Origin of the sequence: Marinomonas piezotolerans, from assembly GCF_003362755.1 — a bacterium.
GTDB lineage: Bacteria > Pseudomonadota > Gammaproteobacteria > Pseudomonadales > Marinomonadaceae > Marinomonas > Marinomonas piezotolerans.
The window spans coordinates 196,712-213,251 of record NZ_QKRA01000004.1 but is presented as its reverse complement, the minus strand read 5'-3'; the positions used below and the strand labels follow the sequence as shown (position 1 = coordinate 213,251).

Sequence of the window (16,540 nt, the reverse complement as noted above, 5' to 3'; positions counted from 1 at the left end):
AAAATGAATGCCAAAATAAAAAATAAATAAATTCAAACACTTAGCAAAACAAAATAGGAAGGCGGCAAGAGGCGGCAAACAAAAAACGGCAACTCTACAATAGATGTTGCCGTCATGAGGTATTAATGAGAAAGGTAATTACTTAGCGCGGTATACAATACCAGGATGGCATTGAACGATATCGAACATAGACGACATTCCACTCAATGCTTCAGATCCTCCCAGAAACAAAAAACCTCCAGGATTTAAACTAGCGTGCATTCGACGAAGGATGTCCAACTTGGTTTCGGCAGTAAAATAAATCAGCACATTGCGACAAAAGATAATGTCGAACTTGCCCAGCGAACCAAACGAATCGATCAAATTCAAGTGCCGAAACTCAACCCGAGAAGCAATTGATGGTTTCACTTTCCAGACCGTATCAGAAAGCTTTTCAAAATAACGCGTTTGTTTATCAGGGCTAAGCCCTCTTGCAATCGCAAGGCTGTCATATTGCCCTTGCTTTGCATGCATTAGTATATTGGTACAGATATCGGTTGCGATAATGCGCTCACCAGCCTTTAACGCACCGGGCTTGGATTGCTTATACTCATCCAAGATCATACTAATGGAATAAGGCTCTTGGCCCGTAGACGAAGCAGCCGACCAGATCTTCAAGGGGCGCTGTGTAAACTCTGGCAACACCACATCTTTAAGGATCTTAAATGGATGACTATCTCGAAACCAAAGTGTTTCGTTTGTCGTCATCGCATTTATCACTTCTTCACGTAGCTTAGACATTCGCCCACCACGCTCTAACGCATCAACCAGCATTTCAATCTTGGTAAATTTCTCGCGTTCTAGTAGCTTACCGAGGCGGCTCGCTACCAAATACTGCTTGTTCTCACTAAGTGAGATACCACTTTCCTTTTGCAGGTATTTACGAAATCGATCGTATCCGCCAGGAGAAATTGTATTAGTACTGCTCTGCATCCCATCTCCTATATGCACAAGCAACTGCTATGCTTCTGCCTGCGCTTGAGCGTCCACTGTTTCAATCGCGATTCGCGCCAGCTCATCTGGCTGAAACTTAGCGAGGAAACCATCAGCACCTACTTTTTTTACCATCGCCTCGTTGAAGACACCACTTAAAGAGGTATGCAGCAAAATGAACAAGTCTTGTAAGCGACTGTCATTTCGAATCGCAGTGGTCAACGTATAGCCATCCATCTCAGGCATCTCTATATCCGAGATAACCATAGAAAATTCGTGGGTAATGTCCACGCCATCTGCGACCATATTCTGCAAATAATCCAACGCTTCTTTACCGTCACAAAGCACTGTCGTAGCAAAGCCAACATCTTCCATACAGCGCTTGATCTGTTTACGTGCTACAGACGAGTCATCAACAATCAAAATATGGTGATTCTTAGCATTCGTTTGAACATCGTCTGTCACGATACCGTCGGTAATGTTCTGTCGAGTCGGTGCGACTTCAGATAGGATTTGTTCGACATCAACGATCTCGACCATTTCTTTGTCTACCTGACAAACCGCGGTCAAATAGTTGTCATTTGAGAGACCCTTTGGTGGCGGCTGGATATCACTCCAGTTCATATTGACAATACGCTCCACTCCGCGAACCAAGAACCCTTGAATACGGCGATTGTATTCAGTAATGATAACAAAGCAGTTCTCAATATTTTCAATGGGACTAGCGCCCGTCGCGAGTCCTAAATCCAAAATTGGAATGGTTCCTCCACGAATATGAGCAACGCCTCTCACAACTGGGCTACTGTGAGGCATGGTTGTCAACTTAGGGCACTGAAGCACTTCCTTCACTTTAAAAACGTTTATACCGTAAATCTGCTTGCCGTTAAGTCGGAAAAGCAATAGCTCTAGACGGTTCTCTCCGACGAGTTGGGTACGCTGGTTAACACTCTCGAGAACTCCGGCCATAAATGCCTCCTAAAATATGCGCTCTGATATAAAGGGAGAAACCCTACTGTTATGAAAATCACTCATCAAATGATAGAGTGATTTTTATCTTTTTACTAACCCTTGTTCACATCCTTGGAGATATACGATGGGTCGCGTCAAGCTTTTGACCATCATACTCTTTTTTATTTCGACGTGGAGCTATGCGTCACAAATAGAAACGCAAATCCAACAATTCATCAAGAACACCGAACACAATCGTTTACAAAGCCTCTACCCGGATGCCCGCATCAATATCGAAATTCGAAACAGAATCGCACTTAACTATCTGCCAGATTGTCCACTTGAGCAACTTATTATCGAGAACCAGCGCCCAGAAGCAGTAAGCCGCACAACCTATGCTATTTCCTGTGCAAACCCGTTTTGGAAGTCCTATGTACCGATAGAACAACAAATACTGATACAGGGCATCAAAGCCAACTCCCCGATCTCAAGAGGTGAACGTATTAGCGAAGCCAACACCTCGGTGGGAGAAGTGGATTTATCATCGTTACGAGGCCACCTTTATACAACGTCAAATCCTCCATACGGACTCATCGCTGGTCGTAACATTCGTATCAATTCATTTATAACCGACCAAGTCACCGAAAAACCAAACCTAGTAAAAAAAGGCAGTAGCGTGCTGATCACAGCCCAAAGCGGCTCTATTATCGTCAAAATGAATGGAACTGCGCTCGAAGATGGCGTAAAAGGCCAACAAATACGCGTTCAAAACACTAGCTCTGGTCGAATAGTGTACGCAAAAGTTGTCACTGACAGCGAGGTTTTAGTAAACTATTAACCAGTTGTAGCAGCTTGCCCACATGAGTTAAAAAAACCAAACTTTTTATTAAAGTTTAGGCGTAATTAACCGATAACTGGGTTAGCGGACTAATTTCAGGAGGCGAGCATGGCAATTAATATTTCAGGTGTCGGTACACAACCGTCCCTCACAACAAAAAATGAGCGAGTTTCTAAAGAAGAAGCCAGTACTCAATCCACACCAAATAACAGCGCAGTAGACAGCAAAGAGACCTTGGCTGATGACACAGTGCAACTGAGCAGTGTGGCTCAATCACTACAGTCTAAAAATGCAGACTCAAGCTCTGATGCGATCGACATGGATAAAGTAGAGCAAATCAAACAAGCCATTGCAGCAGGCGAATACAAAATTGACTCAGAAAAGCTTGCAAGCAACATGATGTCAATCGACGCATTATTTGGCTAATCGCTAGCAAAGGCTAATTATGGTTCCGCTCGCCCCGCTTTTCACGCAAATGAAAGAGAACCTTGAGAAACTTCTTGAGGTTCTTCAGTGTGAACGCCGTATTCTAGCCACCGCAACCCCAGACGATATTTTACAGCTCTCCTCAGAGAAACAAGCCCTCCTAGACAACATCGACACCGCAAATGAAAAGCGTACAAAAATGCTGATCAAATTTGGAGTGATCGACGCCAAAGACCCATCTGATCACGCATTTAAAGAATGGCTTGATGCTCAACCTAAAATGGAAGATGTGAAACAACTTGTCGACGAATGCAATATATTGCTAGATCAATGCAAGAAAGAAAACTTTACCAACGCCCGCATCATTACGACTCTTCGCAAACGCAATAAAACGCTATTTGAAATGCTGCAAGGACACAACCGCAAAAACAAAGTATATACCTCAAAAGGTAATACTCATCCCGTTAGCAGTAAACACACCCTCGGACGTGCATAATCACTTATAAAACAGCATGATAGCCTTCAGCTTGTTGGTATCTTCGCTGACTTCCGTTATAATCTCAAACAGTGTCTCCATAGGTAAACGGGATATACCTGCCGCCTCCTAAGCGGCTATTCCAGGTTCGAGTCCTGGTGGAGACACCATAGTCTATCTAAGCCGCCTTTCGTAGCGGCTTTTTTGTGCCTGAAAGGCTTTGTATTCGATGGACTCAGTGATTAAGGTGTAGCATTCGCTAAAAACACATACACCCTATTGGAAGGAGCACCTTCTGAGATCAAGTTAAAGACCTGAGTATCTTTCATGCCGAGTACAGAAAATATGTTCTCCCACATAAATTCACTGAACGTCTGATTTGATACTCTTGCTACAATTTCAGAAAGTAATACATAGCCAGTATTGCTGTATTCAAATTTTTCACTCGGTTTGAAATTTAGTTTTGGCCTTTCCTTTTTATAAAGATTGATCATCTCTGATATTGTGAACAATTCCTCACCTTTCCGATACTTCATCACCATCCTCATATAATCAGGAATACCTGAGGTATGATGGAGGAGATTGCGAATAGTGACTCTTTCGTAAAAATCGAGCTCGGAATGTATTTTGATATTTCATCATCATATTCAAGCAATGACTTGTTCTTTAGAATCACAATTCCCATTGCTGTGAATTGTTTTGATACTGAGGCCAAATTTAAGGAGGAATAATCATCCAGCTGCTCTGCCGTCTCTGAGCCACTCAACCCGTAGTATTTTTCAAATACCACATCGCCGTTTTTTTTCGAGCAAAATTAAGCGAGAACACATATGGGTTTGCAGCCATTTACTTGAATTCCTTATACGAGAGTCGCCATTCATCCCAGATAAGCTTCACTGACTTACGGAGTGATCCGTGCTAATTTTACGGACCATTGCGCCGACAGGCAGACGTTTATCTCTCTTAAAAGCTTTGTTCTAGCACTGCACTCTACGTTAGTTCTTGTATGTCAATCACGTCGACTTCCCTACCCAATATTCGCTTGTACTCGATTAAGCAATGAACAGGGATCACTGACAACACGATGCCTTGATAGACTTTTTCCACTGACGCTGAATAATCAATTTCAAGCTGATACCAAGAACCGTCTAAAGCCGATTGTATCTTTGTATTATCAGATAAACCGATTTCAATTTTTTGGTTTTGGTAAACCAACTGGAAATACTCGAGATCCCAACCGTATTCAGTATAACGAGCTAACGGTTTAGATAAGAATTGCGATACATGAGCCAAAACCTTGTTTGCATCAGAGTTATGGATATAAAGGTCGATGTCAGCAATTTCACGGCTGCCACCATGAATGGTTGCAGCCAATCCACCGACAATTTGGTATTCAATGTCTTCTTCAGCCAAGATCTCTTTTAGCCACTTCAACGCGACTTTCACTTTCTCACTCATCTAGTTCTCTTAGTTAACCTTTGCCCTATACCACAAGAGCATTTTTCTTACGGCAGATGAAGCAATTACACGTTGTAAGCTCATGAAAGTCCGTATCGATTTCGAATGAAACTGCTCGGCAATGACAACTACCTCTGTAAGTTTCCTTTTTAGATTTTTTGCATGGCTTTTCGTTTCACCCAATATCACGATTACGCCTTTATTCGCAGCACGTGATTTCAACCGAAGGCTTTATTGATTCCTGATCTTAGTATGGAATTTCAATTTTCACCAAGGCGACGCACGTAAGGCCGTTGTCAAAGCGGATCAGCCACTTCCATTGGGTTTAAGCCATTTGCAGCCCAAGCGATAGCTTGGTTTTGGTTAAGCTGATCCAGGCGCGCCATGTCTTGATCTGAAATGCTAAAGTCAAAAATATTTAGGTTATCGCGAATGCGCTCAGGCTTGCTGCTTTTGGTGAGTACGCAATAGCCATGCTGCATACCCCATCTCAATAGCAGTTTGGCCTGTGGCACATTCATACGCGTCGCCATTTCGCTCAGCACGACCTGACTTTCCGCTTTGATTTCTGCTAAGACCTCACCGCCTTGCCCATCTTCCATTCGCCAACTGGCTAACGGCGCTAATGAGCTATACGCTATCGGCACAATCCCTTTTTGACGCATGTACTCTGTCAATTCGACTTGAGCGCACAGTGGATGAAATTCAATTTGATTGGCTTCTGGCAACGCTAATCCAGCGTCGGTAATTTCTTCAAGGCGCGCAACATTATAGTTCGCCACACCGATGTGCTTGGTTAACCCCAGTTTTTTCAGCTCCATACACGCGTGCCATTGCTCTAGTCGCAGGCTGGAAAACGGCGCATGGATCATATACATATCCACATAATCCAGTTGCAACTCGGTCAACTGATGCTTTAGGGTTGCTATGGTGTCGTCGTATGTTTTCTCCGCCGAGCCCCAAGGCGCATACCCTGGAAACAGCTTAGTCGTAACAAATACTTCATCGCGGGCAATACCAGCAGCTTGTAGAGCTTTCCCAGTACCCACTTCGTTATTGTAGCCCTGCGCCGAATCAATATGACGAAACCCTGCGAGTAAGGCATCGCGTACGCAGACCTCTGCCTGCTCATTGGTAAGCTGATACGTACCAAAGCCGACCAACGGTATCCCTAATGAGTTACGAGTTGTGTGTGACATGTCCATGGCGAATCCTAGATATTGAATGAGTGTGGCTATATTTATAGTCCATTCAAGATCATAAAAATTGGCGAATAATCCGTTTAACTTGCACAATAATCCAAACTTAAAGATTTTTAGTGAAATGAACGCTATATTGCTGGGAGTATGTATTCATCAACCGATGTGAAGCGCACGATGGCCATTAACTCTCTACTCACCTTGACTCAGGATTGCGTCCAGCGCCAGAATGCGCTTGGCCGCTACTTACAATTTGATTACTGCAAATTGGTGATCGCCTCTTTTAACGCCCCCACTCCAATTGAGTCATCGGTCTACCAGCCACTGTTATGTGTGGTACTGCAGGGGGAGAAGCAAGTCTCTGCGGGTGAACACCAAGTATGCTGTAGCCAAGCCAAAATGATCGTGGTGAGTCATCATATTCCTGTGATTTCGCAGATCACTCAAGCAACGGATCAAAAGCCCTACGTGGCGGTAATCTTGCCATTAGACCGAGAAAAACTCATGCGTTATTCTGATCCAACACATTCAACACGTCCGCTAGATGATGGCGCAGCCATCGGCTGCCATCCAGTTCCGAACGAAGTGACGCAGGCACTCGGGCGTTTGATTGAATTAGAAAGCGAGCCAACCCTTGCGCCAATGATTGCGCCGTTAATTGAAGAGGAAATTCATGCGCGTTTGCTGCATTCAGAGATTGGGCATCGGTTAGCCCGATTGGTATGGCATGGAGACAAATCGGCACAGATCGCCAAGATCATCAAGCTCATCAACGACGACCTCAGTAAAACCCTATCCATCGCTGAGTTAGCCAAAGAATCAGGTATGAGCCGTTCTGCTTTGCATCAGCATTTCAAAGCCATTACGGGTATGAGTCCGCTTACCTATTCCAAAGAGCTACGCTTACTCAAAGCTCAAACCTTAGTACGCGAGAGTTCGCGTCCAATCGCTACGATTGGCTTCGAAGTCGGCTACGACAACCACGCCCAATTCAGCCGCGAATACGCGAGAAAATTTGATAAGTCTCCCCGTCAGGACAGAGCTGCCGCAACACAAAGTTAGCGCTCCCTCCATAAACACAGAATATAACGGCCAATCGAGACTTTTCTCGACCTGACTAATTTGCTGAGAAAAAGGGCTAAGGTTTCTGCCAATGGCCTGTAATGGTAATCATAGACAACAATTTTAAGGTATTGCCGTAGTAGTCTTCTTCGTTAATAGAGGTTTGATACATATTTCGCCATAGAGCATCCAACCATTGTTGGTTTGATTTATCTATTGTGGCTGCAACAGCAAACATAGATACAAAGGCCATTGAGCCAAATCCACTCTCTGTCGAATAATCGCCACTAAGAGTATAGGTATCAGCGATACGTTCAGGGTCTCCGCCGCTCGCTTTTTTGATCCAGTGATTTATTGGTAATAAAGCATAAAATGCTCTGCGCTCGCCGTAGAGCCGGTAGTCAAGAGCGATACGCCAAGGGTAGCGAACGGCATTCCATGAGTATTCCCCATCCCCATCGCCCTCAATGAAATCAGGCTCTGCGGGCCGTGCATTACGAGGCACATTCACAATGAAGTCAGGTGTGAGCGAGGTGTCTGGACTGTACGAACTACGAATGTGATCAATGATTGAATAGGTTTGATTGCGAACAAAGTACCAACTGTCATCTCCGCTGACGTCTGCAAACGCTTTAAAATGCGACACCATAAAATCAGAAGATCGCGTTGTGTGAGCGTATCGACCACCGTCAATGCGATCAACCCAATCGCCTATTCGTACAAAATGACTTATCGGATCAATTTCCAGCTGTTTAATAGCAGAGATAACTTTAAGTGCCTCGGCTCTATAATTAACAGAGCCTCGACTGCCCCATTTACTATCCGCTAATAACAAGGCGTACGCTATGTCGAGATCACCATCGGTTGCGCTGTTATCTCCACCGACGTCTTCGCCTGCATTTACACAGATCCGCAATTGATTCCACGCCATTAACCCCGGATTGGACTGTGCAGGATGATCACGGAAGAAGGACACCATACCATTAAATATCTCTTGGGCATCAGGATCAAAATCCGCCATCATCACAGTAATGAGCATGCCATAACCGTGCCCTTCGGAAATACTCAGCGTCGAATCTGCTGTGCCACCTTCTACGGCATTACCATCTCCTGCGGCATCAACATAGTAGCGCCCTGCACCACACCCTTGGCGTAAGTAGCTTGCTTTCCATTGCTGATAAAAACTCGTCAACTGAGCATCAAGCTCCGCTTGTTCATAGGAGGGTTGAATAACACCCGCGAATGCTGGCGCGCCCAAAGCGAATAGGCTACTCATTACGATGCTGAACAATAATTTCATCTTGATCTCTTTTTTCAGAGAGAGCTTGGCAGTAAAAGGCTATTTCAAATAAGGCAAAGCCGCCGCGTTCAATATAGAGACTCGAAGGCTAATAGACCAATGAAATGAGCCAACATAGACATCATTTTTTGATCGCATCAAGCGGCTTACTTCAAAATAATACGTAACGGTTTCAAAACTCCAGTCTACGACAACTTCCAGCTTAAGGACGCATTGACTCAACCATTTGTACGAACTGCTCAACACCGCGTTTTACTTCTTCTAAACCCTGCGACAGGTTGCCAACGCTCTCTTGACCATGCGTCGCGATACCAGAAACAGATACTAGCGTTTCATCAATCTGAGTGATGAGTTGATGATTACGCTCAACGACCGTCGATATTTCGGCAGTCGCTTCAGCCGTATTGCTGGCAAGCTTTCGAACCTCATCCGCCACCACTGAAAAGCCTCTTCCAGCATCTCCGGCACGAGCTGCTTCAATAGCAGCGTTCAGCGCCAGTAAATTAGTTTGATCTGCGATAGCTCGAATCGCAGTTACAATATCGGAGATATTTTTTGATTGTGATTTCAGCTCTTCGCCGGTCGTTGTCGCGTGAGCAACTTGCTGCGCTATATTTTGCGAAGTACTTACCGTTTCACTGAGTACTTGTACCACATTGGTGGTAATTTGATTGGTTTCTTCAGATGTGGCAGCGGCCATTTCAACGGCGGTCATCGCCATACGAACTCGATCTGATATATCCGAAGCGAATTTAATGACTTTATAGACCTTGCCGTGATCATCAAAAATCGGATTATAGGTTGCCTCGACCCAAACATTTTCACCGCGGCTATTTTGTCGCTTAAAACGGCCAGAGTTCAGCGTACCACTGGCTAAGTCATGCCAAAAACTTGGATTTTCGCGATAAAACTCATCTTCACAAAAGATACGGTGATGTTTGCCGATCACCTGCTCTGCGGTGTACCCCATTACATCAAGAAAGTTCTGATTGGAGTGAATTATGGTGCCATCTGGTTCGAACTCAATTACCGCTTGGGATCGGTCAAGTGCTTCTAAAATGGCATTGTTAGCCTTTAGTTCCAGTTGCTGACTCGTGACATCACTGCAAATTTTGATGATTTCAACCACCTCCCCCTGTTCGTTTGAAACTGGGAAGTAATCTGCCTCGACGTATAAGATAGTGCCGTCCTTTTTATACCTTGCAAACGTTCCACTGAAGGATTCACCCGATGCAAGCCTACGCCAGAAATCGCTATATTCTTCAGACGAAACATATTGTTTGGAGCAAAACATCCGGTGGTGTTGGCCTACCACTTCTGATCGTTCATAACCAACAGCGTGCAAGAGAAGTGCATTGACGTCTGTGATGGTGCCATCTGGGTTGAAGCTAATGAAAGCGGTATGAGATTTAATCGCCTGTAATTCGTAATTCTGTCTGTCCTGCTGTTCCTGTTTGGCTATAGAAGAGTCAATCTTTGGCTTTCTATTGCGAAGTCCAAAAACCATAGTAATCCCCATGGCAACCATCCATAAAATATTCCATTTGTGACGACAATATAAATAGATCTTTACAATAGTGCACGAAAAAATATAACCCTAATTGATTAGCCCTTGCTCCAATGCGTACTTGGTTAAACCCGCTGTGGTGTGTATCTCTAATTTATTTTTAATATTTTGGCGATGAGTCTCGACCGTACGGACACTGATGCCCAAACGTCGAGCGACTTCTTTATTGGCATAACCTGACGCTAACTCAATTAAAATATCCGATTCTCTTCGTGTTAACGCTTCAACATCCGTGTCTGCTGTATCAACATATGCTGTAAAGAGCGATTGAGACGCGCCCGCGCTAAAGTACGTTCCACCTTGATTGACGGTTTCAATCGCTGTAATCAGCTCATTAATCGATACGTCTTTTAGAACATAGCCACTAGCGCCTGATTGAACCAATGGCAAAATGTATTCACGATCATGATGCATACTAAGCATCAATACTTTGATATTAGGTTGCTCTTCGCGGAAACGTTTGGCCGCATCAATACCGCCCAGTACAGGCATTGATACATCCATCAGCACCACATCCGGCATGAGTTCTGCTGCCTTGGTTAAGGCTTCCTCTCCATTATTAGCAGTGCCAACAATCTGTATATGTGCTTCCAATTCAAGACGTGCCACTAAGCCATCTAATACCAATAAATGGTCATCAACTAATAGAACTTTTATGAATGGCTTGGTACTAGCTGTCATACTGCTCTCCTACAAACGCAATGTCGATCGGCACCGTTGCTATCACGGTTGTTCCTACAGACGCTTCACTGTGTATAAAAAACTCACCTTCAATCAGGGCTAACCGTTCACGCATATTTAACACACCAATTCCAGACGGACTTTCTCCCGTATCAAAACCGACGCCATCATCACGACACTCTAAACATAGGAGGTCCCGCTGGATTTCAATAGTAAAGGTGACGTTCTTAGCCTCAGCGTGCTTTTCAATATTACTCAGGCACTCTTGGGACATGCGATATAGGGTAATTTCGACTTCTTCCATAAGGGCATTGAGCCGAGGCGTGAACTGGTGCTCAACATGAATACCTGTGCGCTCAGAGAATTGCGTCAGCATACCAATCAAGGCGGCTTCTAATCCAAGGTCATCCAACAATGTGGGTCGTAAGTCATGCGATATTTGACGTACCTCACGAATCGTTTGATCAATCACACTTTCGGCTTGTTGAAGATCTTTGATTACGGCCTCCCAAGCCACGCCTTTACGCAGCTTATTAGCCACCAACTCAACGCGAAACTTCCCAGACACCAGCATTTGGTTGATTCCATCATGCAATTCTCGCGAAAACTTACGACGCTCACTGATTTGCATCCGAATAAAACGTTGAATGAGTTTTTTGAGTCGGGCGTCGGCCAAGCGGTGCTCACGCAGATTGATCAATAGACCAAGCAACACCACAACCACTACTGTTAACCCCAAGACAAACAACACCGTAAACAAGCTTGCCGTAATGTTCCGGTTCATACTGTCTTGGGCCACGTCTAAATCACGGTAGATATCATCCAAATACAATCCAGTCCCCATCATCCAATTCCAACGCTCGATGATGACCACGTAACTGAGTTTGTCTTCTTGGACTAGTAGTGGGGGTTTTTCCCATATATAACGGTGAAAACCACCACCAGAATTGGCAGCTTGCAATAGGTTTTTAATTAGAAAATCGCCTTCACGATCTTGGAACTCTAGAAGGTTTTGGCCGACAAAGTCTGGCTGTGTTGGATGGACAAGGTTGACGCCGTCTTGTTGATAAGCAAAGAAATAGCCATCTTCGCCATAACGTAACCCCATAAGCAGATCGCGCACCTGCTGTTTGGCTTGTTCGTCGGTCAACGTCGTATCGTCAATAATGGGTCGGATGGCAGACATCGCGATGGCCACATTATCTTTTAAGGCTTGCTTACGAGTCGCGATCATACGCTGCTCGTAGAGTGCCAACTCTTGTTGAGTCAGGCTGTGAGCATGCGTGACACCTAAATAGGTAATGATGGCCGTGGCAAGCAGCAACGGAATAAGGGTCAGCAAAATGATTTTGCTTTTTAATGTCATAACAGGGCCTGATTATTATTGTTGCCTGATGTGCACGCGTAACCTTCGCGTAAAAGGGAGGCCCAGCCTCCCTTGTTTACAAAGATAAAGTTATTTACCCAAAATGTGTATTACCTTTTAGTCCATACCATACCAACCGGGCATCACCAAAATACTCACCAATACAGCAATCTGAATGAGGATAAAGGGCACTACCCCCCGATAGATATCGAATGTTTTGACCGACCTTGGGGCAACGCCTTTGAGGTAGAACAAACTGAATCCAAAGGGCGGCGTTAAGAATGACGTCTGTAGGTTCATTGCAATCAAGATCGCGAACCACACCATATTAATGCCTAGCGCTTCCGCAACAGGGGCCAGAATGGGCACAATAATAAACGCGATTTCCACAAAGTCGATGAAAAAGCCAAGTACCAAAATCGCAATCATCGCCAATATGATGAAGCCCCACTTCTCGCCAGGTAGATTCAACAACACCTCTTCAACAATGTAATCGCCACCCGTGTAGCTAAACGCCATAGAAAAAGCCGTTGCGCCCATCAAAATGGCAAACACCATCGCCGTCACTTTGACGGTCTCAAGCGAACTATCAAACAGCATCTTCCAGCTAAATTGACGATAGATAAGCGCTAACACCACCGCACCGACACCGCCTAACGCTGATGACTCAGTTGGCGTAGCAATACCAGAAAAGATAGATCCGAGTACAATCAGCACCAAGGCAAGCGGCGGGACAATCGCTTTTAGCGCATCGCGGATCTGCTGAGAACGCGTGCCTAATGATTCATCATAAGGAATCGCTGGTGCCAGCTCAGGGTTCAACCAAGTAATCACAACGATGTATAGAATGTAACAGCCAATCAACACCACACCTGGGCCTAGCGCCGCTTGAAATAGATCCCCAACGGGAATCCCCAAGACATCACCGAGGATGATCAGAATAATAGAGGGCGGGATGATTTGACCTAGCGTCCCTGATGCGCAGATAGTGCCACACGCCAACGACTTGCTGTATTGATACTTCATCATGACAGGCAATGAAATCAAGCCCATCGCGACAACGCTGGCACCGACAACACCAGTAGAAGCGGCTAACAACGACCCAACTAAAATGGTTGAGATCGCTAACCCGCCTCGAACACTGCCAAACAGCTTCCCCATGGCCTCAAGTAACTGCTCCGCCAAACGGGTTTTCTGAAGTACGATGCCCATGAAAATAAACAATGGCACCGCCATCATTACTGTATTTTCCATATAGCTTTGGATACGGAACGGCATGAACGCGAACATATCCCAACCTTCCGCGAACACCCCAAAAATAAGCGCCACACCACCGAAGGTAAATGCCACTGGGAAGCCGAATAACAGCATCACCAGCGCCACAAAAAACATAATAATACCAATCATAAAAACACCTACTGAGTGATTAGTGCTGAATAGGGTCGTGGTCAAAACCGTCGGATGACACACCGCGAATCGCATTGATACAGCGTAAAATCATGCCGACACCACTAATCGCAATAGAGAAAAACGCCACAGGAATGACTGACTTAATGATCCAGCGCGCAGGTAAACCGCCTGGGTCACCACTGGTTTCACCTAGCTCATACGCTTCTCGCGCGAAGTCCACGCCGTACCAGCCGACCAGCAAAGAAAACGGGATCAAGAAAACCAATGTACCAACAAGGTCAATCCATGCTTTACCACGCAAGCTCAAGCGTTCGTAAAAAAGGTCGACGCGTACATGACCACCTGTTTGCAAACCAAAAGGGATACCTAATAAGAAAATGGCGGCGTACAAGTGCCATTCCAGCTCTTGCATACCAATCGAGACATCATTAAATGCATAGCGCATCAAGACATCGTAAAACACGTTACACAGCAGTAAGAGCAGCAAAACGGCTGACAACTTTCCTAGCCAAAGGGAGTAACGCCCTAACGTCCTTTCAAGAGAAACGAGAAACATAAGAAGAGCCTCAGGGTGACATACAATAGACGGTGAGTTTCAGAGAAGGTCAGAGCAGGCAATGCCTGCTCTGAGATCGGTCTTAGTCAGCTAGATTGTCTAAGCTGTCTAGGTAAGCGCGGTCAGAAATATTGGTCCAAACACGAGCTTTTTTCATGTACTCAGCTTGAGAATCAAGAATCTCTTTTGCTAACGGATCTTCCGCTGCTTTCTCTGCAAGCAATTCTTCGTTGGCTTTGTACATCGCTTTCATAACGCTCTCTGGGAACGTTTTCACTTCAATATTTGGGAATTCCTGTTTCATCGTTGCCCAGTTTTCAGCACTTTCATGATAAGACTGGATGTACATATTGTACGCAGACAGCTTCATCGCACTTTTCAGTATCACTTGGAGATCCGCAGGAAGACGCTTGTAAGAACGATCGTTCACCAAGAACTGCAGCTCTGTTGCTGGCTCATGCCAACCTGTGTAGTAATAAGGCGCGATTTTATGGAAGCCCATGCGTAAATCCAAAGAAGGCCCTACCCACTCCAACGCGTCGATAGTGCGACGTTCAAGTGCCGTAAAGAGTTCACCGGAAGGGATGTTCGTCGGCTTCGCCCCGAGCTTCGCCATCACTTCGCCAGCAAACCCAGGAATACGCATTTTCAGACCTTGAAGGTCTTCGACAGAGTTAATTTCTTTTTGGAACCAACCGCCCATTTGGTTACCCGTGTTACCACCTGGGTAAGAGCGCAAACCAAACTTGCCGTACACTTTGTCAGATAATGCCTGACCACCACCATAGTAGAACCAGCCGTATTGCTCCGGCGTCGTCATACCAAATGGCATCGTCGTGAAATACAGCGTATTGGGCACCTTACCTTTCCAGTAATACGATGCGGAATGACCAAGGTCGTATTGACCCGAGCGCACCATATCAAAGACACCGAATGGTGCTTTGTGCTTATTCGCAGAGTCGATGGTGATTTTCAGACGGCCGTCTGACATTTCTTCCGCTAGGCGAGCCATTTCTCGTGGCGCATCTCCGAAGATCGGGAAGTTGGAGTTCCAAGTTTCCGCCATTTTCATGCGGTACACTTTGCCATCCGCCGCGACAGAGTATGATGCAGCAAATGTAGAAACAGTGATCGTAGCGACAGCTACAAGCTTAGATAGGTTTTTCAGAGTCATTTTTATTATCCTGCCTATGGTTATTTTTATGGCACATGCCGAAGCACTGTCTTTATCTTGACCGAAAACTGACCAACAGCTCTATTCGTAGGAATACCGATTCGACTCGTATAACTACGTAATCACACCTCAGTAATACTACGTAGCCCTCCCTAAGTAGTTCTACGTAACACTCTGAAAACAGAACAAGAAAACAGTTTGTTTCCATTTTGGAAACAAATGAAATCACCTCGTAATTTGAACTTAAGTTATTGATTTTAAATACCTATTTAAAATTTAGGCTTGATATGGTGAACACTTAATCGATCACATACGCTTGTTCTTCTAACAAAATCGACTCAAGATATCCCCATAACAAAAACCTTTAACAGGTGCCTCACCATGATTCATGTGTCCCTTTTTGTGACGTGTATTTGCGACACAATCAAACCCAATGTGGCGAAAAATACCGTTGCGTTACTTGAGATCTTGGGATGCCAAGTTCATTTTCCTGAGGCACAAACCTGCTGCAGTCAGCCATCTATCAACAGCGGCTATGTCGAAGACAGTAAGCGCAGTTTGAAATCACTCATCGCAGCCATGGAAGTGAATGATCACCCTGTAATTTGCCCAGCGGCATCCTGTGCGGCCATGATCAAGTCCTACCCTGCCATCCTGAACGACGAACCTGAATGGCGTGCGAGAGCGCAACGTTTAAGTGACCGCACTTACGAATTAACTCAGTTTTTAGTGCATCACTTAGACACCAGCATATTGTCGCCCAAACTTTCAGGCACTGCGGTATACCACCCTTCATGCAGTCTGTTTCGAAAATTAGGCATCAAAGACGAGCCGTTACAACTACTGAGCCAAGTAGAAGGGCTGTCGTTGCTACCGATTCCAAACCAAGAAACATGTTGCGGCTTTGGCGGCACGTTCTCAGTGAAAATGTCTGAGATTTCGGGTGCGATGGTGGTCGAAAAAGCGGCTCATATTCAGTCCGTCAGCCCAGACTTTCTGATCGGTGCTGATTCGAGCTGTCTGATGAATATCGGTGGCCGTCTTGATCGTGAACAAAGCAATATTCGAGTAATGCACATCGCTGATGTACTAATGAGTAGGTAACACC

At 45.2% G+C, this 16,540-nt stretch carries 18 protein-coding genes, 1 tRNA gene and 1 pseudogene; 6 read left to right on the top strand and 14 right to left on the bottom strand.

Going from position 1 to position 16,540, the window contains the following annotated elements:
* Positions 1-138: 138 nt before the first annotated feature.
* Both DN730_RS11210 and DN730_RS11205 read right to left on the bottom strand, forming a co-directional pair.
* The gene (locus DN730_RS11210) at positions 139-972 is read right to left on the bottom strand and encodes a CheR family methyltransferase (protein WP_115468226.1); all 834 of its coding nucleotides are present in this window, start codon (positions 970-972) and stop codon (positions 139-141) included.
* A 27-nt stretch (positions 973-999) separates the two neighbouring features.
* Positions 1,000-1,938 carry a chemotaxis protein CheV gene (locus tag DN730_RS11205; protein ID WP_115468225.1) on the bottom strand — a complete coding sequence of 313 codons (939 nt, stop codon included), beginning with the start codon at positions 1,936-1,938 and terminating at the stop codon, positions 1,000-1,002.
* A 127-nt stretch (positions 1,939-2,065) separates the two neighbouring features.
* On the opposite strand from DN730_RS11205, the gene flgA reads away from it, so the two are divergent.
* The 4 genes from flgA (at position 2,066) to DN730_RS11185 (ending at position 3,829) form a co-directional block, all read left to right on the top strand.
* A complete protein-coding gene (gene flgA / locus DN730_RS11200) occupies positions 2,066-2,758 on the top strand; it encodes a flagellar basal body P-ring formation chaperone FlgA (RefSeq protein ID WP_115468224.1) in 693 nt (230 codons plus the stop codon).
* 108 nt (positions 2,759-2,866) lie between these two features.
* Entirely contained in the window at positions 2,867-3,184 is a 318-nt protein-coding gene (flgM, locus tag DN730_RS11195) for a flagellar biosynthesis anti-sigma factor FlgM (RefSeq protein ID WP_115468223.1), read from the top strand.
* Between the two features lie 19 nt (positions 3,185-3,203).
* Positions 3,204-3,680, top strand: a complete 477-nt coding sequence (locus tag DN730_RS11190) for a flagella synthesis protein FlgN (protein ID WP_115468222.1) — start codon at positions 3,204-3,206, stop codon at positions 3,678-3,680.
* Between the two features lie 73 nt (positions 3,681-3,753).
* Positions 3,754-3,829 (top strand) — tRNA-Arg (locus DN730_RS11185).
* Positions 3,830-3,901: 72 nt separating this feature from the next.
* Here DN730_RS11185 and DN730_RS19375 read toward each other — a convergent pair.
* The 5 genes and pseudogenes from DN730_RS19375 to DN730_RS11160 all read right to left on the bottom strand — a co-directional run bounded on the left by DN730_RS19375 (position 3,902) and on the right by DN730_RS11160 (position 6,316).
* Positions 3,902-4,285 (bottom strand): serine hydrolase domain-containing protein, encoded by a 384-nt coding sequence (locus DN730_RS19375; protein WP_342768181.1) that lies wholly within the window; start codon positions 4,283-4,285, stop codon positions 3,902-3,904.
* Positions 4,204-4,449 (bottom strand): serine hydrolase, encoded by a 246-nt coding sequence (locus DN730_RS19460; RefSeq protein WP_115468220.1) that lies wholly within the window; start codon positions 4,447-4,449, stop codon positions 4,204-4,206. Before DN730_RS19460 ends, DN730_RS19375 begins: the two co-directional genes overlap by 82 nt.
* 200 nt (positions 4,450-4,649) lie before the next feature.
* Complete coding sequence (locus tag DN730_RS11170; protein ID WP_115468219.1) at positions 4,650-5,117, bottom strand: MazG-related protein; 468 nt, start codon at positions 5,115-5,117, stop codon at positions 4,650-4,652.
* Between the two features lie 25 nt (positions 5,118-5,142).
* Positions 5,143-5,247 (bottom strand): annotated as a pseudogene (locus tag DN730_RS19505) (GFA family protein); the annotation flags it as partial.
* Between the two features lie 166 nt (positions 5,248-5,413).
* A complete protein-coding gene (locus DN730_RS11160) occupies positions 5,414-6,316 on the bottom strand; it encodes an aldo/keto reductase family protein (RefSeq protein WP_115468283.1) in 903 nt (300 codons plus the stop codon).
* A gap of 147 nt (positions 6,317-6,463) precedes the next feature.
* Here DN730_RS11160 and DN730_RS11155 point away from each other — a divergent pair, with 147 nt between their 5' ends.
* The gene (locus tag DN730_RS11155; RefSeq protein WP_115468218.1) at positions 6,464-7,378 is read left to right on the top strand and encodes an AraC family transcriptional regulator; all 915 of its coding nucleotides are present in this window, start codon (positions 6,464-6,466) and stop codon (positions 7,376-7,378) included.
* A gap of 76 nt (positions 7,379-7,454) precedes the next feature.
* Here the strand turns inward: DN730_RS11155 and DN730_RS11150 are convergent, their stop codons facing one another.
* The 7 genes from DN730_RS11150 to DN730_RS11120 all read right to left on the bottom strand — a co-directional run bounded on the left by DN730_RS11150 (position 7,455) and on the right by DN730_RS11120 (position 15,432).
* Positions 7,455-8,678, bottom strand: coding sequence for a family 8 glycosyl hydrolase (locus DN730_RS11150; protein ID WP_115468217.1), 1,224 nt, complete (start codon positions 8,676-8,678; stop codon positions 7,455-7,457).
* 202 nt (positions 8,679-8,880) lie between these two features.
* Entirely contained in the window at positions 8,881-10,185 is a 1,305-nt protein-coding gene (locus tag DN730_RS19370; protein ID WP_115468282.1) for a methyl-accepting chemotaxis protein, read from the bottom strand.
* A gap of 90 nt (positions 10,186-10,275) precedes the next feature.
* Complete coding sequence (locus DN730_RS11140; protein ID WP_115468216.1) at positions 10,276-10,926, bottom strand: response regulator; 651 nt, start codon at positions 10,924-10,926, stop codon at positions 10,276-10,278.
* Positions 10,916-12,292 carry a cache domain-containing protein gene (locus DN730_RS11135; RefSeq protein WP_115468215.1) on the bottom strand — a complete coding sequence of 459 codons (1,377 nt, stop codon included), beginning with the start codon at positions 12,290-12,292 and terminating at the stop codon, positions 10,916-10,918. Before DN730_RS11135 ends, DN730_RS11140 begins: the two co-directional genes overlap by 11 nt.
* A gap of 117 nt (positions 12,293-12,409) precedes the next feature.
* Positions 12,410-13,699 (bottom strand): TRAP transporter large permease, encoded by a 1,290-nt coding sequence (locus tag DN730_RS11130; protein WP_115468214.1) that lies wholly within the window; start codon positions 13,697-13,699, stop codon positions 12,410-12,412.
* A 19-nt stretch (positions 13,700-13,718) separates the two neighbouring features.
* Positions 13,719-14,258: a TRAP transporter small permease subunit gene (locus DN730_RS11125; RefSeq protein ID WP_115468213.1), complete on the bottom strand. Its 540-nt coding sequence runs from the start codon at positions 14,256-14,258 to the stop codon at positions 13,719-13,721.
* An 82-nt stretch (positions 14,259-14,340) separates the two neighbouring features.
* Entirely contained in the window at positions 14,341-15,432 is a 1,092-nt protein-coding gene (locus DN730_RS11120; RefSeq protein ID WP_115468212.1) for a TRAP transporter substrate-binding protein, read from the bottom strand.
* Between the two features lie 381 nt (positions 15,433-15,813).
* Between DN730_RS11120 and DN730_RS11115 the strand changes: the two genes are divergently transcribed.
* Positions 15,814-16,536, top strand: coding sequence for a (Fe-S)-binding protein (locus tag DN730_RS11115; RefSeq protein WP_281270518.1), 723 nt, complete (start codon positions 15,814-15,816; stop codon positions 16,534-16,536).
* Positions 16,537-16,540: the final 4 nt, after the last annotated feature.